At 40.1% G+C, this 26,752-nt stretch carries 16 protein-coding genes; 14 read left to right on the forward strand and 2 right to left on the reverse strand.

Annotation, left to right across the window (positions count from 1 at the left end; translation table 11 throughout):
* The first annotated feature begins 296 nt into the window (after nt 1-296).
* From IQO02_RS04020 to IQO02_RS04030, 3 genes are all read left to right on the forward strand, one after another.
* Nucleotides 297-2,036 (forward strand): acetolactate synthase 3 large subunit, encoded by a 1,740-nt coding sequence (locus IQO02_RS04020; protein WP_016788295.1) that lies wholly within the window; start codon nt 297-299, stop codon nt 2,034-2,036.
* 1 nt (nt 2,037) lies between these two features.
* Nucleotides 2,038-2,532, forward strand: coding sequence for an acetolactate synthase small subunit (ilvN, locus tag IQO02_RS04025; RefSeq protein ID WP_008219984.1), 495 nt, complete (start codon nt 2,038-2,040; stop codon nt 2,530-2,532).
* Nucleotides 2,533-2,643: 111 nt separating this feature from the next.
* Nucleotides 2,644-4,527: a diguanylate cyclase gene (locus IQO02_RS04030; RefSeq protein WP_016788294.1), complete on the forward strand. Its 1,884-nt coding sequence runs from the start codon at nt 2,644-2,646 to the stop codon at nt 4,525-4,527.
* Between the two features lie 661 nt (nt 4,528-5,188).
* On the opposite strand, the gene IQO02_RS04035 is transcribed toward IQO02_RS04030, so the two are convergent.
* Both IQO02_RS04035 and pykF read right to left on the reverse strand, forming a co-directional pair.
* Nucleotides 5,189-5,860, reverse strand: coding sequence for a GntR family transcriptional regulator (locus IQO02_RS04035; protein WP_080572722.1), 672 nt, complete (start codon nt 5,858-5,860; stop codon nt 5,189-5,191).
* 175 nt (nt 5,861-6,035) lie between these two features.
* Nucleotides 6,036-7,448 carry a pyruvate kinase PykF gene (gene pykF / locus IQO02_RS04040; protein WP_010434521.1) on the reverse strand — a complete coding sequence of 471 codons (1,413 nt, stop codon included), beginning with the start codon at nt 7,446-7,448 and terminating at the stop codon, nt 6,036-6,038.
* A gap of 429 nt (nt 7,449-7,877) precedes the next feature.
* Between pykF and IQO02_RS04045 the strand changes: the two genes are divergently transcribed.
* The 11 genes from IQO02_RS04045 to IQO02_RS04100 all read left to right on the forward strand — a co-directional run bounded on the left by IQO02_RS04045 (nt 7,878) and on the right by IQO02_RS04100 (nt 26,736).
* Nucleotides 7,878-8,648: a DeoR/GlpR family DNA-binding transcription regulator gene (locus IQO02_RS04045; protein ID WP_010434523.1), complete on the forward strand. Its 771-nt coding sequence runs from the start codon at nt 7,878-7,880 to the stop codon at nt 8,646-8,648.
* A 105-nt stretch (nt 8,649-8,753) separates the two neighbouring features.
* Nucleotides 8,754-10,586: a glutamine--fructose-6-phosphate transaminase (isomerizing) gene (gene glmS, locus IQO02_RS04050; protein WP_016767767.1), complete on the forward strand. Its 1,833-nt coding sequence runs from the start codon at nt 8,754-8,756 to the stop codon at nt 10,584-10,586.
* A 139-nt stretch (nt 10,587-10,725) separates the two neighbouring features.
* Nucleotides 10,726-11,556: a TnsA endonuclease N-terminal domain-containing protein gene (locus IQO02_RS04055; RefSeq protein ID WP_193838499.1), complete on the forward strand. Its 831-nt coding sequence runs from the start codon at nt 10,726-10,728 to the stop codon at nt 11,554-11,556.
* Complete coding sequence (locus IQO02_RS04060) at nt 11,543-13,627, forward strand: DDE-type integrase/transposase/recombinase (protein WP_193838500.1); 2,085 nt, start codon at nt 11,543-11,545, stop codon at nt 13,625-13,627. Before IQO02_RS04055 ends, IQO02_RS04060 begins: the two co-directional genes overlap by 14 nt.
* Nucleotides 13,627-15,285 carry an AAA family ATPase gene (locus IQO02_RS04065; RefSeq protein ID WP_193838501.1) on the forward strand — a complete coding sequence of 553 codons (1,659 nt, stop codon included), beginning with the start codon at nt 13,627-13,629 and terminating at the stop codon, nt 15,283-15,285. The genes IQO02_RS04060 and IQO02_RS04065 overlap by 1 nt, the downstream gene beginning before the upstream one ends.
* Before the next feature lie 2 nt (nt 15,286-15,287).
* On the forward strand, nt 15,288-16,805 hold the full coding sequence (locus IQO02_RS04070; protein ID WP_193838502.1) for a TnsD family Tn7-like transposition protein: 1,518 nt from the start codon (nt 15,288-15,290) through the stop codon (nt 16,803-16,805).
* 9 nt (nt 16,806-16,814) lie between these two features.
* Nucleotides 16,815-18,446 carry a Tn7-like element transposition protein TnsE gene (locus IQO02_RS04075; RefSeq protein ID WP_193838503.1) on the forward strand — a complete coding sequence of 544 codons (1,632 nt, stop codon included), beginning with the start codon at nt 16,815-16,817 and terminating at the stop codon, nt 18,444-18,446.
* Between the two features lie 281 nt (nt 18,447-18,727).
* Nucleotides 18,728-20,800, forward strand: coding sequence for an ATP-binding protein (locus IQO02_RS04085; RefSeq protein WP_228005997.1), 2,073 nt, complete (start codon nt 18,728-18,730; stop codon nt 20,798-20,800).
* 293 nt (nt 20,801-21,093) lie between these two features.
* Nucleotides 21,094-22,419, forward strand: a complete 1,326-nt coding sequence (locus tag IQO02_RS04090) for a DNA methyltransferase (protein WP_193838504.1) — start codon at nt 21,094-21,096, stop codon at nt 22,417-22,419.
* Nucleotide 22,420: 1 nt separating this feature from the next.
* The gene (locus IQO02_RS04095; protein WP_193838505.1) at nt 22,421-24,943 is read left to right on the forward strand and encodes a sensor histidine kinase; all 2,523 of its coding nucleotides are present in this window, start codon (nt 22,421-22,423) and stop codon (nt 24,941-24,943) included.
* Nucleotides 24,943-26,736 carry a hypothetical protein gene (locus IQO02_RS04100; RefSeq protein ID WP_193838506.1) on the forward strand — a complete coding sequence of 598 codons (1,794 nt, stop codon included), beginning with the start codon at nt 24,943-24,945 and terminating at the stop codon, nt 26,734-26,736. The genes IQO02_RS04095 and IQO02_RS04100 overlap by 1 nt, the downstream gene beginning before the upstream one ends.
* Nucleotides 26,737-26,752: the final 16 nt, after the last annotated feature.

Consider the following 26,752-nt stretch of genomic DNA (forward strand, 5'->3'; position numbering starts at 1 on the left):
CTTTTTTTGTTGGTCAATCTAGTTGTTATAGCTATTTAATGGGCTTAGTTTAGGTTTTATTTAATGCTTTGAGCTGATAGTTGGTTTTTTACCACGATTGTCAGATAACAGGTGTTAGACCAGATGATAATAAAGCGTTAAAGTTGTTTCGTATTACTGTTTGTTGTTATCACTACAGACAGCCATAGCCGAAAAAGTGGAAGTATTTCGAATTAGGCTACGAATAAGCCCTAGACTATGAAAAATCAGCCCAACATGTTCACCAAATATGATTGGAAACTGATGAGGAGAGCAATATGACAACAAAACCTGAAACAGCAATGTTATCCGGCGCTGAGATGGTGGTGCAGTCTCTAATTGAAGAGGGTGTAGAACAAATCTTTGGTTACCCAGGTGGTTCTGTACTTGATATCTATGATGCACTGCATGCTAAAACTGCTGAAATTAAACACGTATTAGTAAGACACGAACAAGCCGCGACCCATATGGCCGATGGCTATACTCGTTCTACCGGTAAACCTGGTGTAGTACTGGTATGTTCTGGTCCAGGCGCAACCAATACCGTTACTGGTATCGCAACAGCCTACATGGACTCAATCCCAATGATTGTTATTTCTGGTAACGTACCAAATAACCTTATTGGTAACGACGCCTTTCAAGAGTGTGACATCGTGGGCGTATCCCGTCCGATCGTTAAGCACAGCTTCCTCGTGAAGAAAGCGGAAGATATCCCTGAAGTCGTTAAAAAAGCATTCTATATTTCAACGACAGGACGTCCTGGTCCTGTGGTTATTGATCTGCCTAAAGACATTTTAAACCCACAAATCAAGCTTCCTTATGAATACCCAGAAACGCTGAAGATGCGTTCGTATAACCCAACGGTTACGGGTCATAAAGGTCAAATCAAGAAAGCATTAAAAGCACTCCTTGAAGCGAAGAAGCCAGTACTTTATGTCGGTGGTGGTGCGGTTATTTCTGAGGCTGATAAGCCACTGTTAACATTAGCAGAGGCATTGAATTTACCCGTGGTTAGCACCCTAATGGGGCTTGGCGCTTTTCCGGGCACCCATAGAAACTCTTTGGGTATGTTGGGCATGCACGGTTTGTATGAAGCCAACATGGCAATGCACAACGCAGATTTGATCTTTGGTATTGGCGTGCGTTTCGATGATCGAACGACCAATAACCTGGATAAGTACTGCCCTGATGCGAAGATCATGCACATTGATATCGATCCATCTTCTATCTCTAAGAACGTGAAAGTGGACCTACCGATTGTAGGCTCAGCGGAGAAAGTTCTAGAGAGCATGGTCAACCTGCTTGTTGAACAAGGTGGAAGTAACGATGCGCAAGCGATGGAAAGCTGGTGGAGTGAAATTAAACAGTGGCAAGAACGCGACTGTTTAGCTTATGAGAAATCATCTGAGAGAATTAAGCCACAACAAGTTATTGAAACACTTCATAAAGTAACCAATGGCGATGCTTATGTTGCTTCTGATGTAGGCCAACACCAAATGTTTGCTGCTTTGTATTACCCGTTTAACAAGCCACGCCGTTGGATTAACTCCGGTGGTCTAGGCACGATGGGTTTTGGTCTACCTGCAGGTATGGGCGTTAAGTTTGCTAAACCAGATGAAGAGGTGGTTGTAGTAACTGGTGACGGCAGTATTCAAATGAATATCCAAGAGCTGTCGACTGCACTGCAATACAATATTCCAGTTAAGATTATTAACCTTAACAACCGTTTCTTAGGCATGGTAAAACAGTGGCAAGACATTGTTTATCAAGGTCGTTACTCTAATTCATATATGGACTCTGTTCCTGATTTCGCTGCAATTGCCGAGGCTTATGGCCATGTTGGTATGCGTATTTCATCTCCGGATGAACTGGAATCAGGTTTGGAAAAAGCACTAGCGATGAAAGACCGTTTGGTATTTGTCGATATCAGTGTGGATGACACCGAGCACGTATACCCAATGCAGATCAAAGGCGAGGGTATGGACAACATGTGGCTAAGTAAAACGGAGAGAACATAATATGAGACACATTATTTCACTATTAATGGAAAACCAACCTGGTGCACTTTCTCGAGTGGTTGGTCTGTTTTCTCAGCGTGGCTATAACATTGAGTCTTTGAATGTATCTCCGACCGATGATCCAACACTTTCTCGTTTGAACGTCACCACTAATTCAAGCGAAATGCAGCTTGAGCAGATCCAGAAACAGCTACATAAGCTTATCGATGTACTGAAAGTACAAGAAGTCTCTGAACTTGAGCACATTGAACGTGAATTATTGATGGTAAAAGTACGTGCGAGTGGTTTTGCTCGTGCTGAAGTTAAACGTACCGCAGATATTTTCCGTGGACAGATTGTGGATGTAACCGCGTCTCAGTACACGGTTCAAATGGCTGGTACTAGCGAGAAACTTGATGCCTTCATTCAGGCATTGTCTGAAGTAACAGAAGTGCTTGAAGTCGCTAGAAGCGGTGTTGTTGGTATTGCTCGCGGTGAGCGAGCGTTGAAAGCCTAAACAATAAATCTTTTAAAAACAGCTTTTAAGCCGCTTTTTTAGGCGGCTTTTATTTTGTTAATTTTATAGAGTGCTATAATCCTCCGCTCTATTTTTCCTCCTGAGCTAGTAATGAGAAATAAAAAATCAATAATTACATTACTAATTATCTCAATCACACTCTGTTCTGCCGTTGCCCTTTATTACTTACAGCGCTACAAAGAAGTTAAACAGCAGAGCTTCGACTACTCAGCGAAACAAGCTGTCCATCAACTCGTTTATGCCAAGCGAGATTACGATCTGCTTAAGACTCAATTAGTTTCAGTAATGGGGCTGCTCAGCCAAAGCCAAAGTCTTGTCAATTTTGCCGAATCTCCGTCGGAACGAACCAAAGATCTACTCGAAGAGGTCTGGCAATCTGTTCTCGTCAATCAGAAATGGTATACCCAGATTCACTTATTGGATATCACTGGTAAAGAGCTAGTTCGAGTGAATTACTCGTCAGACACTGGAAAGGTGACAATCCCAGAAGAGTTACAAAACAAGTCTGATTCAAGCTATTTCCAACATGCTCAAAACTTAGAGGCCGAACAAATTGGCGGCTGGGGAATTGAGCTTGAAACGGAGCACGGTGAGCTAACTTTCCCCTATATGCCAGTAATCCGCGTATTTACGCCTGTGGAAACACCAGAGAAGCGAGTTGGCTATCTTGTTATCAACCTCGATGTATGGGGATTATCGTCACGTCTTAGTTTTTCACCAGACAATGACTTAAGAGCCGAAGTCATTAATGAGGCGGGCTACTACATCGCAAGCAGCAATAGTAATAAGCTATTTGGTGATGCTATTTCTGAAAGGAAAGGGCACAACCTGAAAAATATTGCCCCGAAAACGTGGCAAGCAATCAGTAGCGATCAGATAGGGTACGTTTTCGAAGATGGTAATTTGTTTGCGTTTAACACCGTTATGCTCGCCAATAATCAAAAAATCCATCTACTGATCCATCTTGATCAGAAGCAATTGATGGATAGGGCTGAACAAAGCCTAAGTGACCTCTCTCAAGAAGAGGTGTTTGTGTTACTGACGGTACTGGTTTTTGCGTTCCCGTTTGCTTATTTAGTGACTCATTATCGACGTCGTAGTTTAGAGAGTAAGTTGGCGCGCGCCGCTTTGAATGGTATGTCCGCTGTGATGATCTCAGATAGGCACCACCGTACTATGATGATCAATAACGAATTTGAGAACATGACTGGGTACAGCAAAACTCAAGTTATCGGAAAGAATGCATTGCAGCTATTGCTTGAGAATACCGACCAAGTGCTCTCAAGTTCTGATATCTGGAGTCATTTAGAGCAAGAAGAAGTCTGGGAAGGTGAAGTAGAGTGTAAGAACAAACTGCGTATTCCTTTCACCGCGATCATGAGAGTCCAAGCGGTTAAAAATAGCTCTGGAAAGGTCAGCTATTATATTACTTCCTTAGTCGATATTTCTGTCAGAAAAGAGCTTGAAGTGCGTTTGCGTGTACTCAGTGAGAGAGACTCTTTGAGTAACCTTTGGAACCGACGTAAGTTCGAAGAACAGCTCGCGTATTATTCTCGTTTGGTCGAGCGTTACCCTAATGAAGCGACCACTTGTTTAGCCTTAGTCGATATCGATAACTTTAAGCGAATTAACGACGAGCTTGGCCATGATGAAGGTGACCGTGTGATTGCTTGTGTTGCTAAGATTCTGCAAGACAGTCTTCGTAGTACTGACTTTGTTGCTAGGGTCGGTGGTGAAGAGTTTGCCCTTCTGATGCCACACACTTCATTATCTGAAGCTCAACGTGTATTGGATCGCTTGCGAATAGAGATAGAACTGTCTGTTGGTACTAAAGTGACAGTGAGCGTTGGCTTTACGGATTTAACGAGTAACAGCACTCGTTCATATAAATGCGCTGATGTCGGGCTTTATGACTCAAAATCGTCTGGGCGTAATACTGTTTCAATGTGTCCAAGTCATGCTGATGTGGCGTAGTTATCTTATTGGTTCAGTAGACCAAACAAGTAGATAATCGCCTACTCTCGATCTGTCTAACGCCTTAACGCCGCTCTTAAACCCTACATGAGATCCACGCTTTGATCCCAACTTTAACTCGACTTTTTCTCGTCATAACCAGCACTTTGGTAGGTGCTATTTCTATGAATCTCACTTTTGAGCGATCTGTGTCACGAAATCCTTACAGTTAGACTAAAGTCTAATGTTGGTGATAATTTGAGCTAAACTGAACGATAAGTAAACTACCTTGCTTCGAATTGGACCGTATAGAGCGGAACAGTAAATTAAAGTGTTTACCAGATGTAAAGGACGACACCGTTAACGTAATTCAACTGGTTATCTAGCCTTATCAATTAATTGATTGGCAGCAGTAGAATTAGGTTAGCAGGAGCAAGAGTTTGGGGATCATACTGTCTGGTTAAAAGAGGCGTGGTATGTTTGTCGATTTTTTAGTGAGATTAACTATAGGTGCATTGGCCATTCTTGGTTTTCAACTCAGTGCGTTGTATTTTTTACCTATGGTTGTGCTGCTCAATACTCATCATAAAGAGTTTTTTGGGTGGTAGTTCAGTTGTAATGCTGGAAACAAAAAACGGAGCTATTAGGCTCCGTTTTTATATGATCAAAGCTTATTTTTGTATTATGCGGCTTCGATAATCTCTTCAATACGTTTCATTGAGCCTAGTAAATGCTGATCGAGTAGTTCTGTCGCTTGTTCAATATTTTTAGCCAATACTAACTTCATGATCATTTCGTGTTCATCAATATTGAACAGATCATCAGCGACAGTTTCTGCTGACATAGCTAGAAAACGGTAGCGCTTTACTTGGTTAATCAGGTCGTCAAAGAACTTAAACATGTTCTCTGAGTCTGCACCTTCGAGCAATGCTGCATGAAATCGTTGGTGGCGTTCTTCCCACTCAACACAATCAAACTCTTCTGATACATGTTGGACGCGTGACAGTTTATGGTAAGACGTCAGTACTTCTAGTTCCCAGCTTTCATCGCCTGCAGAAATCGCTTTTTTAAGTAAAACAGAAGAGACAACACGAAGGCTTTCGTAAAGATCATTGAGTTCTTTCTTTGAAACAGGAGAAACCCAACAGCCTTTTTGTGGCTCTAGTTTGACGTATTTACTCCAAGACAATTGCACTAGGGCTTCACGAATTGGAGATGCACCAACGTTGTATCTATTTTTTAGATCAGCAACAACGAGCTTTTGACCTGGGGTTAATTCACCGTTGAGAATATCTTGGCGAATCATCTTTGATACTTTGTCAGTGAGAGTAGGACTAGACATTACAAACCTCATGTATATTTGATTTCTAGTCTGCTAATCCATCTCTTGGAAAGAGCCATTGGATATTAACAGTACGTAGTTCTATCTTTTTTGATAATATAGCGTACTGAAAAGTTAGGCAAGATTTGTTTCATAAAAAAAGAGGGCCGAAGCCCTCTTTTATATTTTTATGCGAATCGGTTCATTCTTATAGAACGTGAACAGATGCCGTGTTTGTAGTACCAGAAGCCACTAGAGCGCCAGAAACCATTACTACGATATCGCCTTTGTTACCTAGGCCAGATTGTAGAGCGATTTCTTTACCGTTGATGTAGAACGTGTCTGTGTTCTCGATAGAGTCAACAAGAACTGGTTTAACACCTTTAGTAAGAACTAGCTGTGCAGCTGTCTTTTCGTTAGTTGTTAGAGCAAGGATGTTTGCTGTTGGGAAGTACTTACGTACTGAACGTGCAGACTTACCGCCTTCAGTTGCAACAACGATTAGAGGAGCAGCTAGCTTCTCTGCTGTGTCTACAGCACCTTTACATACTGCTTCAGTGATGCGTAGACGTGGGCTGTCTAGACGAGAACCTAGCTCAGCTTTAAGAGCTGAATCAGTGCGGTTCGCGATTTGAGCCATGATAGTAACAGCTTCAACTGGGTACTTACCTTTAGCAGTTTCACCAGAAAGCATTACAGCATCAGTGCCATCCATAATTGCGTTCGCAACGTCACCCGCTTCTGCACGAGTTGGACGTGGGTTGCTGATCATAGAGTCAAGCATTTGAGTTGCTGTGATAACCATCTTACGTGCACGGTTACACTTCTCAATCATCATTTTCTGAGCGAAGATTACTTCTTCTGCTGGGATTTCAACACCTAGGTCACCACGTGCAACCATGATGCCATCAGAAGCTTCAAGGATTGAATCGAAGTTATCTACACCTTCTTGGTTTTCAATCTTAGAAATGATGTGGATGTTTTCGCCACCGTTAGCGTTTAGAAGCTCACGGATTTCTTTAACGTCGTCTTCTTTACGGATGAAAGAAGCAGCTACGAAATCAACGCCTTGCTCACAACCAAACTTAAGGTCAGCTTTGTCTTTCTCAGAAAGAGCTGGAAGTTGAACAGATACGCCAGGAAGGTTAACACCTTTGTTTTCGCCTAGAGCACCGTTGTTAAGAACTTTACACTTAACTTCAGTTTCTGTTGTTGCGATAACTTCCATTTCGATTAGGCCGTCATCAACAAGGATTGTGTTACCTGCAGTTAGGTCTTTAGCGAAACCTAGGTAAGTTACTGCTACTACGTCTTTGTTACCAACAACTGTTGCGTCAGTTGTGAAAGTGAACTCTTGACCAGCTACTAGATCTACGTCGTTACCATCTTCAAGCTTGATAGTACGGATTTCAGGACCTTTAGTATCTAGAAGGATAGCAAGTTGCTCACCTTTGTTTTCCATTACTGTACGGAAGTTCGCGATACGAGTGCCGTGCTCTGCGAAGTCACCGTGAGAGAAGTTAAGACGCATAACGTTCATGCCAGCATCTACTAGTTCAGTTAGCTTCTCTACAGATTCAGTTTTAGGGCCAATCGTACATACGATTTTGGTCTTTTTCATGGAAGGTACTCTCCGGTAAGTATTGTTACAATTTGAAATTTATTTAAGTTCTGAAGATTGGCCCGCTACATCAACATTTTGTGCCTGTTGTGTAAAAGCGTGGGACTTCCAATATGTCCTTCAGAGTTGTAAGTCTTTCATCAATTTTAGTCATTTTATGACTAAAAGATTTTGATTCAACGTCGTGTTTCTGTGACTTACACCAACATATCAGGTGAAAGTTGCAGAAAAATAACGGTCAGTTCTGTAATTTTTTTTCTTTTCGGGTGCGGATTCTACCACCTAATGACTTCAATATCACTGCTTAACAATTGTCTTAGGACAAGGTTTCATCGCTATTTATTAATTTTTTGGATCAAAATAAATGGACTAAATAGTTTCGTTGTAACTATAATATGTTTCATATCGAAACTTATTGGCCTTTTTTAAATGTCGAAACGAAACACCCAGCTTAGAAGACATGCAATTTCTAACCTAGTGAATGAAAAGGGGGAGGTTAGTGTTGATGAATTATCCGCTAAGTTTGAAACCTCAGAAGTCACTATTAGAAAGGACTTAGCGTCTTTAGAGAAAAACGGTCAGCTTTTACGCCGTTATGGTGGTGCGATTTCATTACCGAAAGAGGTTGTGAACGAAGAACTGGGTCAAAAAGTTTCGACTCGAAAGATTTCACTAGCAAAAGCCGCTGCAGATTTGATTCGTGACCATAATCGTATTGTGATTGATAGTGGTAGTACGACAGGTGCCTTAATCCAGCAACTTAATACTAAGCGTGGTTTGGTTGTTATGACCAACTCGTTGCATGTGGCTAATGCGCTTAATGAGCTTGAAAGTGAACCGACATTATTAATGACGGGTGGTACTTGGGATACCCATTCGGATTCTTTTCAAGGCAAGGTCGCAGAGTCGGTACTTCGTGCTTACGATTTTGACCAATTGTTTATCGGTGCTGATGGTATCGACCTTGATAGGGGAACGACTACTTTCAATGAATTGATTGGTCTGAGCAAAGTTATGGCTGAAGTGTCACGAGAAGTCATCGTGATGGTTGAGTCTGAAAAAGTGGGACGAAAGATCCCTAATTTGGAACTAGCGTGGGAACACATCGATATTTTGATAACAGATACAGACTTGGGTAAAGAATCCCAAGCAAGTATTGAATCACATGACGTTCGAGTGATCCTAACGGATCCAACCTAAACCTAATTTAAATTATTGTGCATTTAACTTCCTATAATTGATCTATTGAAGATATGGCCTTTGCTTGCTGCCAGTAGGAATAAACGAAATTGATGGAGTAAAACTATGTGTGGAATTGTTGGTGCAGTAGCACAACGTGATGTAGCTGAAATCTTAGTAGAAGGCCTTCGCCGCTTAGAATACCGAGGTTATGATTCAGCAGGTGTTGCTGTGGTTGATAGTGAATCGAACCTAACTCGTGTACGCCGCCTAGGTAAAGTGCAAGAGCTAGCAGACGCAGTAGACGAGCAACATGTGATTGGCGGTACTGGTATTGCTCATACTCGTTGGGCGACACACGGTGAGCCATCTGAAGCGAACGCACACCCACACATGTCTGGCGATATTGCCGTTGTACACAATGGCATTATCGAAAACCACGAAGCACTGCGCGTTCTATTGCAAGAGCGTGGTTACGTGTTTACTTCACAAACGGATACTGAAGTTATTGCTCACCTAGTTGAGTGGGAATTGCGCACATCAGACTCTTTGGTTGAAGCACTGCAAAAAACAGCAAAACAATTAGACGGTGCATACGGCACGGTAGCTGTTGATCGTAAAGATCCTAGCCGTATTGTTGTGGCTCGTTCTGGTAGCCCGATTGTTATCGGTTTCGGTGTTGGTGAGAACTTCCTAGCATCTGATCAATTGGCACTATTAAGTGTAACTCGTCGCTTCATGTACCTTGAAGAAGGTGATGTTGCTGAGGTAACTCGTCGTGATGTTACGGTATTTGATGTAGCGGGTGAGCGTGTTGAACGTGACATCGTTGAGTCAAATGCAGAACACGATGCGGGTGATAAAGGTCAATACCGTCACTTCATGCAGAAAGAGATCTTTGAACAGCCAACAGCGTTAATCAACACGATGGAAGGTCGCATCTCTGAAACGTCTGTTATCACTAATGCAATTGGTGTTAAGGCAGAAGAGATCCTAAGCAAGGTTGAACACGTGCAGATCATCGCATGTGGTACGTCTTACAACTCAGGTATGGCGGCTCGCTACTGGTTTGAATCTCTAGCTGGCGTGAGTTGTGACGTAGAGATCGCTTCTGAGTTCCGTTACCGTGACTTCGTTGTTCGCCCGAACAGCCTATTGGTAACTCTGTCTCAATCTGGTGAAACGGCTGATACGCTTGCTGCACTTCGTCTTGCAAAAGAAAAAGGTTACATGTCAGCAATGACTATCTGTAACGTTGCAGGTTCTTCGTTAGTTCGTGAATCTGATTTTGCCTTCATGACTCGCGCAGGAACAGAGATCGGTGTTGCTTCTACTAAAGCTTTCACAACTCAACTAGCGGCTATGCTGATGATGGTAACGTCAATTGGTCGCCTGCAAGGTCGCATCAATGAGGAGAAAGAAGCGGAAATCGTTCAAGCACTGCATCAACTGCCTGCTGATATCGAGAAAGCATTAGCGTTTGATAAAGAGATCGAAGCGCTAGCACCTGATTTTGCAGATAAGCACCACACACTGTTCTTGGGTCGTGGTGAGTTCTACCCAATCGCGATGGAAGCGTCTCTTAAGCTGAAAGAGATCTCTTACATTCACGCAGAAGCCTACGCGGCAGGTGAGCTTAAGCACGGTCCTCTAGCGCTTATCGATGCAGATATGCCTGTTGTGGTTATTGCACCAAGCAACGACTTGCTAGAGAAGCTGAAATCAAACGTTGAAGAAGTACGTGCTCGTGGCGGTCTACTTTACGTATTCGCAGATGAAGATGCAGGCTTTGAAAGCGATGAGAACATGAAGATCATCAAGATGCCTCACGTAAGTGAAGTAACAGCACCTATCTACTACACAGTACCAATGCAGCTGTTGTCTTACCACGTAGCGCTAATCAAGGGTACCGATGTTGACCAACCTCGTAACCTTGCGAAAGCAGTAACGGTTGAGTAATCGTTAGCCCATCTAAGAAAATTAGTGTCGGTAGACATTAAAGTCTGAAACTATGACACTAAAGTTTGGAACTGTGACATTAAAGTTGAAAACTTTTTAAACCCGGTTAAACTGATTAAAAGTTAACCGGGTTTTTGTTATGGCAAAATCAAAGTACGTTTTAACTGAAAAGCAAATCATCAAGCGGATAAATGAAGGCCGAGGTGCAGGAAAGCTTTCTGATTATAAGCCGTGGCTGTATGTTAATGAGGTCCCTTCAGCAGGCCGTTCTCAGAGAGTCTACTCTCACCTAACTGGCCGGATTCATCATGTACTATCGGATCTTGAGTTCGCAGTCTTTCTCCTTCTAGACCATAATCCTGCCGTAACAGACATTCGTGAGCAGTTTCCACTCAACAGGGATGACACTCTCAAAATTTCCAAGGAAGGTCAGCTTTGGCACCCTTCGCAAGGAGGGGTAAACCTTGTCATGTCCTCAGATTTTTTGGTTAACACCGCTTCTAAAACTCAGCCCAAGTTTGCGATTCAAGCAAAGTACTCCAAAGACCTAAAAGACCCAAGAACCATTGAAAAGCTTGAAATAGAACGCCGTTATTGGCAGCTCAAAAAAATCCCGTGGTTCCTCGTAACAGATAAAGAGATAGACAAAACAGTCGTATCGAATATTGAGTGGCTATACGGGGTTAAGGGGTACTTTGATGAAGTAATAACGGATGAGCTATCGCTTACTTTTGAGCATATCAGTGCTTATTTTGTTCAACACCCAGAAAGAAAAGTCGTAGATCTCTGTAAAGAGTATGACATGGCATACCAGCAAGATCTTGGTCAGTCACTTTATGATATTCGTTTAATGTGTGCAGCAAGGCTTATTACGTTCGATATCCGTTTACCATTCCATAGTTTGAAAGCGAAAGAAATTGCGTTTAGAAGCGTATCTTTGTTCGGGGGGCATCATAATGTGGCAAGTTAACGAAACTCTATCGTTTGACGGTAAGGCTTACCGCGTGCTTTTTACTGAGACAAGTTACTTCTATTGGATTGCTATTGATGAGGATAAAGGTTTACCTGAAAGAGTCTATTTTGATGAATGCCGCAACTGGGTCGATGAAGGGCGTATAGAAAAAATTTCTGACCCTTATTCATATCTTCAAGGAGAGTCTTGGGCCAAAAAGTCAAACGCCTATCAGGAAAGGTACAACGACTTTGATTTGATTAAGCCTATCGTAGATGACGAAGGAGCGTTTGACAAAAGGGTTCGAGCAAAAAGGGTTAGCCATGCGGTAGCCAATTCAAATAAAACCAAATCGACCATCTATCGTTTAGTTCGGAGATATTGGCAGCGTGGACAAACAAAAAATGCCTTAATACCAGATTACAAAAACTCAGGCGCTGCTGGAAAGAGAAGAAACTTCACAGAAAATAAAGCTGGAAAGTCTAGGGTTTACGGCGTCGGTGATGGCAAACAAGTAACTGAAGAAATCAGAAAACAGTTCCGAATTATTTGTGATAAATATTTGATGAATGACAAAGGGAACTCCGTTGCTTATGCACATAGGAAGTTTTCAAAAGCATATAAGTTAAAGAACTCATATGTTGAAGAGCATGAAATTCCAACACTACGCCAATTTAGATATTTCTACAAAACCGAGTATAGCAAGGTCACAAAGCTTACCGTTCAAACACCTCAAGGCAATTACAATAAAGATGTTAGGCCACTACATGGAACTGCGACCGAGCAAGCTTTAGGCCCTGGTAGTCGATATGAGATTGATGCCACCATTGCAGATATTTACTTAGTAGATGACAACGACTCAGACAAGGTTATCGGTCGGCCGACTATTTATATGGTCATTGATGTTTTTAGTCGTATGGTTGCTGGTTTTTACATTGGTTTCGATAACCCATCTTTCCCCGTTGCAATGAAAGCACTGATATGCAGCTTTGATAGCAAAGTAAAAGCGTGCACAGAGTTTGGTATCGATATTTCAGAAGAACAGTGGCCATGCGTAGGTATTCCCGATGTGCTGCTGGCCGATCGCGGTGAATTGATGAGCCACCAAGCAAATTATTTGGTTGACGCTATTGGTGTTCGGCTTGAGAGTGCTCCCCCTCGAAGAGGCGATGCTAAAGGTATTGTCGAGAGATCATTTGGCACGTTACAGGCGAAGTTTAAGCCCTATATGCCTGGTGTCGTAACGGGTAACAAGGTTAAGAAGCACGGTGAAAAAGATTATAGAGTTGAGGCTGCTGTGGCAAGGTCTGACTTTGTTGAAATATTGCTCTATTCAATACTTGCTCACAACTTAAACAAACCGTTAGAAAAGTACGATCGTGCTCCGGATATGCCAGAAAGCCTTCCCTCGATCCCAATTGAGCTTTGGAAGTGGGGACTTCAACATCGAACTGGACGTTTACGAGCCATCGATACGGATATTGCAAAGATACTGCTGTTACCGCGTCAAAAAGTCACTGTATCCGAGTTAGGCGTAAAGTTATGGGGATTAACCTATACAGGAAAAGAAATTATTCAGACAGGTTGGATGCACCGCTCTTCGGAAGTTTCGAGACCCCAAAAACTATTTGCAGCTTATGAGCTTGGTTCTGCTAATCACATATATTTGTTTCCTGAAGAAGGAAAAAATACATTTTGGGTTTGTGATCTTTCAAGTCGAAGTAGAGAGTTCCGTGATCTAACGTGGTATCAAGTATGGGAACGTCAAGCGGCTCAAAAACAGACTTTGGCTGAAGCTAGCTATCAATTTGCACCAGTAGAACGAGATTTTGATGATCTTCTTGAAAAGAAACTGAAGAAGGCTAAAAAGAATCGTAAAACCAGTTCATTGAGCAACGCACAAAAGATAAATGAGATTAAAGAAAATAAACGGAATGCGCGAGAGCAAGAGAGAAAGGAACTAGCAATACAACCAACGAGGGCTAAACAAGAAGAAGTTGCGTCGGTGATACCTATAAAGGGAGAGGAGGAAAGCTATCAACTGCCTGACTTCATACCTGAGCTATTTGATGATGAGGATGATAACTGATGAAGAAAAGCCAAGATCATCGTGTAGTTGCCGTCTATCAAAGAGCAACACTCTCAGCTTATCGAAATAACCCGCTGATAGAGGCATTACCACCGATAAATAGTTTCCTGGACGACTCGATTGCTTTAAAGGGCTCGTTAAGGTGTACCGCAGAAGATATCCATCGAAATGGCATTGAAAGAGCGCATAGTGTTTGTCGTGTTATTGATGATTTTTTCCAGCCCCTAAGTCAACACATACAGTTGCACGAACGACTGTCATTGATGATACGGCGTGGTTATGTTGGAAGAAACCCTGAAACAGGAGATTGGGCAAGGCACATTCAAAATGGTTACGAGCGTGTTTTAACCGGTGATTTGAAGGCGATAAAATTCACGGAAGTTAGTTCTACAGCTCAAAGCATGACATTGATTGGATGTAGCGGAAATGGCAAAACAACAGCGATCAAGCAGCTTTTGTCGTTATACCCTCAAGTTATTTACCACCCTGACAGAAATCTTGAGCAAGTCGTTTATTTAAAAATTGACTGCTCCCATGATGGATCACTTAAAGAACTGTGCTTGAACTTTTTTCGTGCCATGGATAGGGCATTAGGAACATCAAACTACGAAAGACAATACTCGATGAGCAAAAGGCCCAGTATTGAAACACTCTTGGCTGCAATGGCTCAAGTTGCAAATGCTCATGCAGTAGGTGTTCTTATTATTGATGAAATACAGCATTTAAGCCGTTCCCGCTCTGGTGGCTCTGAGAAAATGCTCAATTTCTTTGTGACATTAGTAAATACCATTGGTCTTCCTGTGATTTTGGTCGGGACGCCACGAGCCCGTGAGATATTTGAAGCTGATATGAGATCTGCAAGGAGAGGCTCTGGCCTTGGTGCGATTTTTTGGGACCCAATGGAAGAAGGAAGAGAGTGGAAAGCACTTACAGATAAGTTATGGGCCCTCCAATGGCTACAAAAACGTGATGAGGTATTGTCAGATGAAATTCGTTCTTTATGGTATGACCTGAGCCAAGGTGTACTGGATATTGTGGTCAAGTTATTCGTATTGTGTCAGTTGAGAGCAATCGCGACAAAAGTGGAAAGGATCACGCCTAAATTAATGCAACAGGTTTACGAAGATGAATTAAAACCCGTCCATCCAATGCTAGCAGCTTTAAGATCAGATGACCCTGAAGAGATTATCAAGTTTTCAGATCTTAAATTAAGTGATACCGATAAACGGTTGTTAGAACTCCAGCAGCAAGTTGCTGTGACGGCTCAACAGACACCAGAAGAGTTCGCATATCAACAGCTGAGAACTGATGAGGAACGGCGTGTATATATGGCCCTAAAAGATGAGTTTGATTCAACGCTTTTAGCTCCTGTAATACGACAGCTATTTGTTCAACACTCTGATTTGACATGGATAAGTTTAATACCACTGGTACATGGGCAACTCACCAATCCTGAACAGTTACAATTGAAAAAAGAGGTTAAACCAAGTAAAGGTATAAGGGCATCCTCAATTAAACAGACGCAATGGCATACCCTAGATAGTGAGGATTTGAGGTTTGTTCACTCTCAATCTGATTCTGGAAGCGAAGTGTACGCTGCAATGTCAAAGTCAGGTTTGATTCTAGACATTCAGTCACTGTTAGAAAAGGCGGTTTAATATTGCGTTGCTTCCCTGTCCCTTACCCAGATGAATTAATCTATAGCTTGGTGGCTAGAGCTGGAATTCGCAGTGCGATAACAAGCTCGAAACAACTGATAGATGAAGTGTATGGTGATAGAAAAGTGATTGCGACAATTGACCTGCCAAGTCATTTGTCTTCGATATCAGAGCTGCTAATTAACACAGGACGATTTGACGTCCAACAGCTTATTTATGAACATACAATGTTCCCGATTTACGCTCCTTTTGTTGATGAAAGTATCAGGATTAGAGCGATGGAGCGAATGGAACATTGCGCTAGGGGTTCTGTTCATCTAATGCTAGGATCCCCAGCTTCTATTGTAAAAACATCGGACAACTTTCGTGTTTGCCCAGCTTGTATAGCAGAGCAAAAGAAAAAATATGGAGAAAGTTATTGGTCTAGATTGTGGTTCTTGCCATCTTTAACTTACTGCCCTGAGCATGGGGTTCTGAGCCAATCGACAACCTCTTACCATGGTAGTAGGCACACTTATCATGCATGTGACCGAATACAATGTCAGCCCTTTTTATGTAACGACCAGAATAGAACAGCGCAGCAGTTTGCTTACTTAGCTAGCAAAGCTCAACAGGTAATGCATTTACCAGCCCAATGTTCCCCGACTCAGCATCAATGGAGTCTTTTCTACAATCATCTAGCGCACGACTTTGGATGTGGAAAAGGCACTAAACAGATCGCACACGATAAGATTGCAGACTTAATTGTAAGTAAGATCGTTACCCCTGAGCTAACCATCAATTCTGATAGAGATACTCACTGGCTTCGCACGATATTTCGCCACCATCGCAAAGCTTTCAGTTATCTACAGCATTTAACGGTTTGGTCTGCTTTTATTCCTGAAATGTCGGCTAGTGAAATCATAAAAGAAGTAAAATCAAAAGGTAAAGTGACGATAACGCTCCCGAAGGACAATGCTCACCTTGTGCCAAATCCAAGTGAAGAGAAACGTGAGCTGTGGCGTAACTTAATAGGCAAGACTTCGATTAAGAAAGCACGCAAGCTTCCAGGTGGTGGTGCTCTGTATTCATGGCTGTACCGAAATGATCGAGATTGGCTATTAGCTTTCAATCAAGCCCATCAATCCCAATCTCATGTAAGACAGAAAAAAGTAGATTGGAGAGTAAGAGACCGTTCATTAACTAAGCAGCTTATTAGGGTTGTTGAGCGATTAGATACTGCTATTGATGGCCCCCGAAGAAGCAAAAATTTCTTACTCAAGCAGCTAGATGATTACGGCTCTGTGAGCAAAAAACTGAACTTATTACCCTTGCTATCTTTTGCTTTAAATAAGTACCAAGAAAGTGTCTTTGAGTTTCAAGCTCGTCGGCTGACCATGGCTGTCATCGCAAATTCACAAACAGGTTCAGGAATTAGTCGCTGGCAATTAATGCGCTCAGCAAGCCTCCCTAAAGAGAAAATAATGCCAGTTATCGATGATTTACTTGGCTGGGTAACTACAGGTTCAGATTACAAATAAGGAAATGACATGGGAGCTAGGTTTAAAAAGTGTGACGAAGATGTACGTATAGTCCATACAGGTAAAATATTAGTACCAACTAGTGATTCATCTTACCGGCCTTCAATTGAAGTTTGGTGCTATCCCCCACAGCAGAAAAAAAATGATTTTCGTGCGACTGCATTTTCTAACGTCCCAGCTTTGTACCGAGGAAAAATAATTAATGAAAGAGGGGTATCAGAAAGTTACGCTAAACGAGGACGTCATAAATTTAGAAGTAATGAGTTCTTTCGACACAGTACCTTAAATGAGTTCCCTGACTCAGAGTCAGCAGAGTCTTTGAGAAAGAAGGAGTCAGAACAACATGCATTTGTATTAGACCGAGGCACTGCCCCTAAACTAGTAATACCTCAGCTTGAGTTGGCAAGGGTTTTATTTTATGCCAGCTCTTACTTATCACGAGCCTCATTGATGTCTACTCGTTTGCTCACCGACTTCAAAGTCGAAGTCAACACCAAGGAGAATTATGCCAACATCGAAGTGTTGCAAACATCAAACTTTCCTCCTTCGGCATTCAATGATTCTGCAACAAGAGCAATGTTGAGCTGGTTGCTTATTGATAGCAATGCAAAACGTTCATTTGAGTCGATTTTTAGGTATTTTAACGTCGAGAAGGACAAAGATGTAACTCCGAAGTTTAAGCGCTGGCTATTTCATTTTGACCCTCCCCAAATGGCTGGGTGGTCTTTCGAGTTCGAAGGAAGGCTTGATGCAAGTGGCCGCTACTTTCTAGTTGAAAAGATCACGGATATTGAAATTAACGCTCAAATGCCGTCTAGGGTCTACTTCCATAACACGTCTTTTACGCACCCAGATGAAGGGCAAAAACCAACCATTGGTGGAGAAGGTCCTGAACCGTATGAGCGCCCAGAAGATCATATCATCGATGACGATAGAGAAGCTTCCAATGTGAACCAAGCATTCTTACTGGGAGAAAATACTTGCTCAATAAGGTTTAAAAATCGTTTTTCAACATCGAAAGTAACAACCCCAAAAAGGAGTCATCGGCCAGATAGTAGCAAAGATGCCCCCGAGAAAGCTGGTGATAAGGTAAGTACCAATGAGCCAGGCAGTAACGGTGAGATGCCTTCGGCAGATATGGGGGGAGGTATGCAAGATTGCACTGATCGATCAGAGGAGTATGCGTCTCGTTTTACAGCCTTTAACATGATGGTGAAAATGCTAGAGGAAAAGTACACCTGCACAATCATTGATTCTTACACTCATGAACTAGACCAAGTCGGGCGCAGTAAGTGCCATTTGATTGACTCTTGCGCAAAAAGAACAATTCGTTGTGTTGTCGTGGAGCGTAATGGTCATGTGAATTACTTGCTCGAAGTTGATGTCACTGGACTGAATAAATGGATCTCAACAAAGTGTATACGGCAGATTGATACTCGCAATTGGAAAGAGCAGTTTTCTCGAATCAAAAAAGGCGTAGTGACAAAGTCTCTGGGATGGCCAACACAAGAAATGGATGCCATGTTTGGCTTCAAAAAGCATATTGGTATTTCTCACCCTAAGTCAGTAGAGGGGCATCCGACAGGTATTCCGACCGATTCAATCTTAGATTGGGCTACCAGAGTTGCAAACAAGTTGTAAATTAATCTTTGCTAACAGATGTTACGAACGTTAGAGCATAGATATCGATTGTTTTAGCAACATTAGTGTGTTGTATTTTGACTTAAAATATAATTTTCTGTCTATTTAAAATTCAATTAAATTGAGTTATAAAAGAAAGTATCTTAAATGATGGAAGCATAAGTGATGCATTTATCTTTCTATTAGCTCTTTAGATCTCTTATCTGTAGCAACAAGCTAGAAAGTTTACTCCATCAGGGGTACATTACAGCTATTTATCTGTATAAAAAGGTTACTGTTAAATGACATCTGTATCAATAAGGTTTGGTGGAGAGATTATAAACGAGCTCTCTAACAAAATTCCTACCTCCTTGTTTGCTTTGAATGAACTTATTAAAAATGCTTACGATGCATTTTCACCAGAAGTAACAATAACCGTAATACCATCCAAGAATAAGATAACTATTGTTGACAAAGGGAATGGCATGGAAAGACATGATATTAATTCTCTCTTCCATGTATCAAGAAGTACAAAGACTTATGGCAAAGAAATAACGCAAGATGGTAAAACTAGAATTACACAAGGTTCCAAAGGTCTTGGTTTTCTTTCTGCTTTTAAATTTGGTGATAAAGTCATATGGAAAACATGTAAGAATGGAGAGGTCAACATGTTTTCTGCTAGAAAATCAGATTTAGTATCTAGGGATGATGTTTCAGGAGTAGAAATACCGATAACTACTGATGTGGGAAAGGAAGATGGAACTGAAATTATAATATCAACTAGCAAAGAAGAGATGGACGATTTGCTTATTGAACTCTCTGATAATAAGATATCAGAGAAGTTGGTTTCATCAATAATAAATGAAGGGTTTAATATAAAATTAAAGGTTGAAAATAGAGAAAAAGTACTTTCATCAAATGGGCTTAAATTGTTTAAGAATGAAAGTGAAGAAAATCAATTATTTTATGTTAAGTATAATTCTTTTAAAGGGATAATTGAATTCTATCATTTAGGTAAGTTAATAAATGAAACACCGTTTGATATTAGTAGAAGCGACTATAGCGTTAATGTTGAACTAATTGTTTTCCAATTTCAGAAAGGAAGAAATTCAAAAGGTATTTCTGCTTTGTATAAAAGAGTTCATGATAATGCACTTTTCCCACTTGTGTATGTCAATAATAACTTATTCAACAATGTAATGCTTTTTGACCCAGACTTACTTCGTAGGAAAAAATCAAGTGATACTCTAGCTCAAATAATAGGTCATGTTCTGATTAGAAGCGAAAGTAGTGATATTGAATTTAACTCGGATAGAACTAACTTTGTTGAAAATGGTTTAACAAAAAGCTTAACAAATGATCTTAGAGCTTTAAATGAGCTGATTCAAACTAAAGGTGCAGAACTAAAGAAAGAATTAAAAAAAGATAGCAAACTGTATCCAACTGGAAAAGCGATTCCCGAAGCTGAGCTTTGTGAGAATGAAATTAAAGTTGCATCTATATCAATAGATAGAAAGAAGCATACAAATTTTCATATACCTTCTAGTCAAATTGGGCTAGATGACTATATATTTCAAGTAAGGGATAGTAAAGGTGAAAGAGTAGATAAGAGCAGAGTATCTATTACTATCAATGATGAAGAGTCATCCAGTAGAGTATTAAATTCTATCGAAGAACCCAAAGAGGTTATTGTTAGATACCGTTACAAAGATGAACTGACAGGCCTTGTTTCAGTGGAAGTAATTTTTTCATTTGAAAAAAAAGTATCAAATATATCTGGCAAAGTGTTAGGTAATTCATTGTTTACACTGCCTTCAGCTGCTGAATATAAAATCAGGTTAGAAACAGTGTCAGATCTGATTTATGCAATTGATAAAGCTTATTCAACCAAAAAACGTGATGAGTACTTACCCCTTATAGCGTGCTCGATTAGAGCTATCTTTGAAATTTCTGCTGATAAAGTACTGAAAAAACAAAAACAACTAATTAGTATGCTTGATGTAAAAAAATTCACATCAACCACAAAAAGAGAAATTCCCGATAGCCTTAGTAAGAATGTTGTTCAAATAATGACATTAGTTAATAAAAACAATAAGCTAAGAACTAGAATCTCTGAAGTTTTAGATATTAGCTATGGGACGTTTTCCAATCTAATAGATGTCAGAAATATTAAACTAGGAGTTAAGTTGTCTCATGTTGGAGCGCATCAATCTACTAGATTTTTGTCAAAGCCCAAAATAGAAGAATGTGCTGATGCTTGTGGTTTTTTTGCGGCAGTATGTGATGTTTTGGTTCATTTAGATAAAGATGAATTGAGCGCCCTACACATAGTTAAAGTAAGTGAGAATGATATTAATCAACAGTTTGAGAATTAGTTTCTTGAGTAGAAGGCATGGCTTTGGTGAGACCAACGTAAGAGGTGGTTGCTAAGCGTGCTTTCAAAAGTAGTTTGCGATTTATCACCCTGAGCCATAAGAAAGGTACTCAATGGAGTCCCTGTAGAATCGATATCGGATTGGGAAACGAGAGCTGCGCCCAAGTTATGATAGATGCTTAATACGATTACTCTTCCTGGTGTCTATGCCCAAATGATGATAAAATGTCTTAGATAATAACGATGTAGATACATTAGATTCTTAATCATTCACTTAATTTGAGCTCGACCTAAATGCCTTTAACTGTACATGACAAAACAATTATCAATAAAATCAAGGCTTACTCATTGGCAGATGACTCGTACTGGTCTTTCAAAGGTCGTTCAAGTCGACAACACTGCCATGCTCTTATTCAATACCCAGCGATGATGGTTCCTCAAATGCAGGGCGAGCTTATTGATGCGATTTGTAGTGAAGATAATGATATTAAGACTGTATTTGACCCATTTGTGGGTTCCGGCACCACATTAGGTGAAGCAATGATGCGTGGGCTCGATTTTGTGGGCCATGATATAAACCCTCTCGCAATCTTAGCTTGTGAAGTTAAAAGTGGCCCTCTATACATCAAAAAGCTTCAAGAGAAAGTAGCTAACCTTCTTTTCACTATTGAAACAAGCAAAGCAGATGTTGTTGCCGTAAATTTCACAGGTATAGATAAATGGTTCTTACCGAATGTTCAAATTGAACTGAGTACGATCTATTTGGCAATTAAAGCCGAACCTTCAAAATGGGCGCGTAAGATCTTCTGGCTAGCACTTAGTAACACAGTTCGCTCTACGTGTAACTCCAGAAGCTCAACATATAAGCTTCATATTAAATCTGAAGAACAAATTGAAAAGATTGGATCGCCTGAAGAAATCTTCAAACGTAATGTTCTGAAAAGTGTTGAAAACATCAAAGCTCAAAAGCAACTGCTTGCTGACAACGGACATTTAGTCCGTTCAAAAGGTGTAAGCAAAGTTAGCATTAAGAATGTCGATGCAAAAGCTCGCACGCGCTCTAAAACGAAATACGACCTGCTAATTAGTTCACCACCATATGGTGATAATGCTACTACAGTAACATATGGCCAGTTTTCATATTTACCATTGCAATGGATAGATATGAACGACATTAATGAAAGTACCCAACCGCAGCTGCTGAGCCAACAAAACACGATTGATAGTTCTAGTTTAGGTGGTTCGTTGAAAGAGTCAGCGGAGAAGCATGAAGCACTTAAAGATAAGTCCCCTTCATTAAATCAATGCATCGAGACTATTCATCTAGTGAATCCAGACAATACAAAAAAGCTCATTAGCTTTGTTTATGATCTCTCTCTAGCTCTTGAAAATGCAGTTGATGAACTGCGTGATAATGCATATATGATTTGGACCCTAGGCAATCGAAGAATCTCAAATATTGAAGTACCACTAGACAAAATTATGCGTGAAGTACTTGAAAGTTTTGGCTGTAAATTTGTTTACCAGCTTGAAAGAGACATACCCGCTAAACGAATGCCTTCAAGAAACAAAGTCGCGACAACGATGGGCAAAGAAACTGTCCTGATAATGCGGAGATAATATGGCAACAACGTCAGAAAAAGAAAAAAAACCAGACCCACTAAAGCTTAAAATCGATGCCCATGTCATTCAGCAACTAGGTGCTGAGTTAATCAGTGGCCCAGATATAGCTCTAGTCGAACTTATTAAAAACTCGCACGATGCTGATGCGAGTTTTTGCTATATAGAAGTTGATACTGGATATACCGAAACCGTTGAACACATCACAATGGTTGAGGGTAAAGAAGTAAAAGAGAAGAAGGTTTATAAAGGTCGAATTTCTGTAAAAGACAATGGTCACGGTATGAACAGAAACCGGATAGATCGCTCTTGGCTTACAGTTAGTTACTCAGAAAAAAAGGCAGCAAAAGAACAAGGGGTTGTAACCAAAAAATACGATCGAACTTTAGTCGGTGACAAAGGTTTAGGTCGATTAGGTTCTATGCAACTAGGCTCTTTATGCCGAATATCAACACATGATCAAGCTAACCAACCTGGTATTGCCGTTTCGTTTAATTGGGACGACTTCTCTCACGGTAAAACCATTGACACCATTCATATTGAAGAAAAGCCCCTTTCACCAAAACCTTCAAGTGGCACCATCATTGAAGCTATTGGGCTTAGAAATATAGATTTCTGGGAAAGCCAAGAGTCGAACTCTATAAAGAACAAGATAGCTTCTATGGTGTCCCCTCACGGTCAAATCTCAGACTTCAAAACATTTTATGTCTGTAATGGAGTCAACGAAGAATTAGAAATCGTTTCGAATAAACTACTAGAACAAGCGTCCAGTATATTTGAATTCGCAGTCACTGAAACCGAGGCAGTTGTAAAAGGCAAGATAGACCTTATGCCTTATAAACCTAATACGACAGACTCTCGAAGAGCTCCTTTCGACAATCATGTCTTGTCAGACAATGGAATTGCACTTCTAGACTACATAAAAAGACAACCTCGCTTGCAAGGTTATGAGTTTACTCACTCCGAAAACAAATATTTCCTGAATTTTGAACATAGAACTTCCTTTGATGAGATGAGCACAACATTAATCTCGGAAAACTTTCCAGGTGTTTTTGAAGCAAAGCTATTTAACTTTTCATTAATGAAAGAAGCGCTCAATGTCGAAGATATCTCTCTCCAAGAAATGCGAGAAACTATAAAAGCGATTTCTGGTGATATCTCCGTTTATCGCGATGGATTTAAGGTTGGTTCCGGAGGAAAAGACTGGCTTGGGTTATCAAAAGATATGACATCGGGTTCTGCTGCATACTCACTAAGACCTGGTAATGTTACAGGGTATGTCAATCTAAGCTGGTACAATAATAAATACTTAATCGAAAAATCTGACCGTGAAAGCTTTGTAGATAACCCTCAATATCGTGCTTTTTATGTTCTCTGTCGTCACTTCATTGAGACAGTGAACCATTTTTTAAACGACAGTAGAAGAAGTACACACAAGTTCTTAGATGAAATGATTCTAGAAGATGCTGGTAAGCCTAAAGGCTACTCGGCAAAACAAGCGACTGTTGAGCTCGATAATATTGTCAAAAAGAGTATAAAGCTTCAACCGAAGGTGACTAAATCTACTTCACGCATTCAGAAAACATTTACCGAAAAGCGCGCTGAGATTGATAAGGCGATAGATGAAAACCAGAAAGATATGTTTAGTGACCCTATCTTAGCGGAGAAACTAGCGTCCATTAAAGATCTGGTGACATCTTTAGAGTCTGAAGTAAATTCGAGTTTAAAGCAGTACAAAGCCTTTACTGATGACTTAGCTAGCCACATTCACTCGACTACAAAAGTTATTGATGAAATTAAAAGCTACGAGAATCAAATTAAGAACTTTTATGATCACGTAGCGATTGGTTTATCTGCACAAACATTGGCTCACGAAGCCAATGAGCAGATCAGAAATACGCGATTACACCTAAATGCAGCCAAAAAACGAGTAGAAGATTTAGGTATTAAAGATGTTCCATTGACCAAAGAACTTAACGGTATTAGGGGTGACACTCAAGTTTTGTCAAAAGCTATTTCATCACTTAACCCTCTAGTAAAAGCTCAACGACAAGTAATGGAAGAAATTAGTATCTCTGATTTCGTTCATGAATATTTTGAGTTACGAAAGGGTTACTTTTCAAGTAAAGGGCTTGAAATAAAATTAGACGATAAGAAAAATTCCAAATCAGTATCATATAACCGAGGTAAGCTATACCAAATCATCGATAACATTGTGCGAAACTCTGAGCACTGGTTAACGGTATATAAAGCTCACTACCCTCAAGACGAACATTCAATAACGATCTCTGTAGACAATAGCATCATCACAATTTGGGATAGTGCTAAAGGCGTTAGACCTGCATTGGAAGATGTGCTATTTGATATGTTCGCATCAGATAAAGAATATGGCCAAGGCTTAGGGTTATATATTGTACAAACCCTACTCAAAGAAAGAGGGTGCTCTATCAAATTATTAGAAGAAAGAAATAAATTTGGTAGAAGATATAAGTTTGAAATTGATTTAATCGAGGCGTTGGTGTAATGGCTGTAGAACAATTTAAACAAAGCGTTTTCGACGCAATTAAATTAGATAATGTAATTTGGGTGGACGACCGATTTGCTCCTAACAGTGGTGACTTTAAAGATGAGTTTTTAACTGAAGTTAAAAACTACTATGAAGTAGAACCAACTTTGATTCAAGAGTTTGAACCTTTTTCAACTATAGCAGAGTTACAATCGAATTCTCCTTTTGATATATGGAAAGACCAGTTACCAGAAGATGAGGATAGTATTGAAAAGTTCTACAAATATATCGAGAAAGATCTTCCCGATTTCACTCCAGAAGAATTTCAAAATCTCAAAGATATATTTGAAGATCACACAAATAAAAGAGTACACACGTTAAGCAATAAAAAATGGCAACAAGAAAAGGAATTTTGGCTTAAGAATTCTGATGAAAATCTTTTCCTCATTGACTATGATTTTTCTCGTGAAAACCTTCCTAAAGATCATGGTAAATTAATAGTATTTGATGTGCTTAATAGCGAGTTAAGTAATATTTATTGTGTTTTATTTACTAGCGAAACAAAAAACGGTTCAGAAGAAGAAAATGAGCGATTTAAAATAACAAAAGAAGTAGCAAGTCATATTAATTCTCAATACTTTTCCGTTCTATCCAAAGATATCATGGAAGATGACAAAAAGATATGTATTAAATTTAAAGCATCTGAGTTTGTAAAACGAATATTTCTTAGAAAATTAAGCTCCGAAATGGTTGAAAGCGTTTCGGAGAAACTTATTGAATCAATTAACAATTTAAAATCAGATTTGAGTCAACATTCTATTTATGAAGTTGATTCTTCAATTTTTAAGAGCTCACTTGATGAAGGTGCTTCTGAAATTGATTTACTACATCGCTTATTTTCAATTAAACAGTATGAAGCTATTAGTCAATATTTGAATGAACAGAATTCTATCCTAGAAAAGATAGTAGCTTACCGTTCTGTACAAACCTCTCCTATTTTGAGGGATGAAGCGTATGTGGAATATTTAAAAGGATTGATTTTACCCAATAACAATTTTTCTAAACTTCGTCACCAAGAAGTTTTTGATGAAACAATAAACATCACACATACACCTATACGTTCTGGTGATATATTCGATATAGGTGCGCAGAAATACATTCTCTTGGAACAAGCCTGTGACCTAATGGTAAGGGGAAAGCCGGATGAATTGGGGGAACGGTCAGTTAATGAAGTGTTATTAATTCCATTTAAAACTGAATTAGTTAGCAATACAAAGAAGCGTAAGGATGCTCATGAGCGTCAATTAAACTCACGTGAGAGTTGTGACTTTATAGTTCTTCCTAAAGACAGTAATAATAATATTTACTATACATTCAATTTTGGTAAAGCGATTTCTGCAAATATCAATTGGTTAGACTTGTGTGTATTTAATTCATCCGGCCTTATTAGTTTTGATTATAACCAGGAATTACCACCGTTAGTATTCCTACCAGGGTGGATCAAAAAGTTTAACCAACTCAAAGAAGCTCTCAGAATGGCAAAGAGTGCTCAAGTAGAGCCCTCTCATTATTCTCCAGTCGCTCCATGTGTTTTAACCAACGAGCCATTAAGTGAAATAATAGTTCAACAGTATTCTTCATTTACATTGAGTAACGCTCAGAACTTTGATATCAAGGTACTCAGCAACAAACTGTTAATGAACGGTCAACGTGTGTCCCACCTTCGTGAAATCTTCTCCAATAAGTTGCTTAGAAGTTATTTCGTAGGATACAAAGCACGTATTGCACTTGAGAAAGATTTTTCAATTTAACTATTTTGTATAATAC

It is taken from the genome of Vibrio sp. OPT24, from assembly GCF_015163545.1.
Classification (GTDB): domain Bacteria; phylum Pseudomonadota; class Gammaproteobacteria; order Enterobacterales; family Vibrionaceae; genus Vibrio; species Vibrio cyclitrophicus.

Bases quoted from the DNA above. Each gene is read 5' to 3' on its own strand.
- IQO02_RS04020 (WP_016788295.1), top strand. From the start codon at position 297: ATGACAACAAAACCTGAAACAGCAATGTTATCCGGCGCTGAGATGGTG.
- ilvN (WP_008219984.1), top strand. From the start codon at position 2,038: ATGAGACACATTATTTCACTATTAATGGAAAACCAACCTGGTGCACTT.
- IQO02_RS04030 (WP_016788294.1), top strand. From the start codon at position 2,644: ATGAGAAATAAAAAATCAATAATTACATTACTAATTATCTCAATCACA.
- IQO02_RS04035 (WP_080572722.1), bottom strand. From the start codon at position 5,860: ATGAGGTTTGTAATGTCTAGTCCTACTCTCACTGACAAAGTATCAAAG.
- pykF (WP_010434521.1), bottom strand. From the start codon at position 7,448: ATGAAAAAGACCAAAATCGTATGTACGATTGGCCCTAAAACTGAATCT.
- IQO02_RS04045 (WP_010434523.1), top strand. From the start codon at position 7,878: ATGTCGAAACGAAACACCCAGCTTAGAAGACATGCAATTTCTAACCTA.
- glmS (WP_016767767.1), top strand. From the start codon at position 8,754: ATGTGTGGAATTGTTGGTGCAGTAGCACAACGTGATGTAGCTGAAATC.
- IQO02_RS04055 (WP_193838499.1), top strand. From the start codon at position 10,726: ATGGCAAAATCAAAGTACGTTTTAACTGAAAAGCAAATCATCAAGCGG.
- IQO02_RS04060 (WP_193838500.1), top strand. From the start codon at position 11,543: ATGTGGCAAGTTAACGAAACTCTATCGTTTGACGGTAAGGCTTACCGC.
- IQO02_RS04065 (WP_193838501.1), top strand. From the start codon at position 13,627: ATGAAGAAAAGCCAAGATCATCGTGTAGTTGCCGTCTATCAAAGAGCA.
- IQO02_RS04075 (WP_193838503.1), top strand. From the start codon at position 16,815: ATGGGAGCTAGGTTTAAAAAGTGTGACGAAGATGTACGTATAGTCCAT.
- IQO02_RS04085 (WP_228005997.1), top strand. From the start codon at position 18,728: ATGACATCTGTATCAATAAGGTTTGGTGGAGAGATTATAAACGAGCTC.
- IQO02_RS04090 (WP_193838504.1), top strand. From the start codon at position 21,094: ATGCCTTTAACTGTACATGACAAAACAATTATCAATAAAATCAAGGCT.
- IQO02_RS04095 (WP_193838505.1), top strand. From the start codon at position 22,421: ATGGCAACAACGTCAGAAAAAGAAAAAAAACCAGACCCACTAAAGCTT.
- IQO02_RS04100 (WP_193838506.1), top strand. From the start codon at position 24,943: ATGGCTGTAGAACAATTTAAACAAAGCGTTTTCGACGCAATTAAATTA.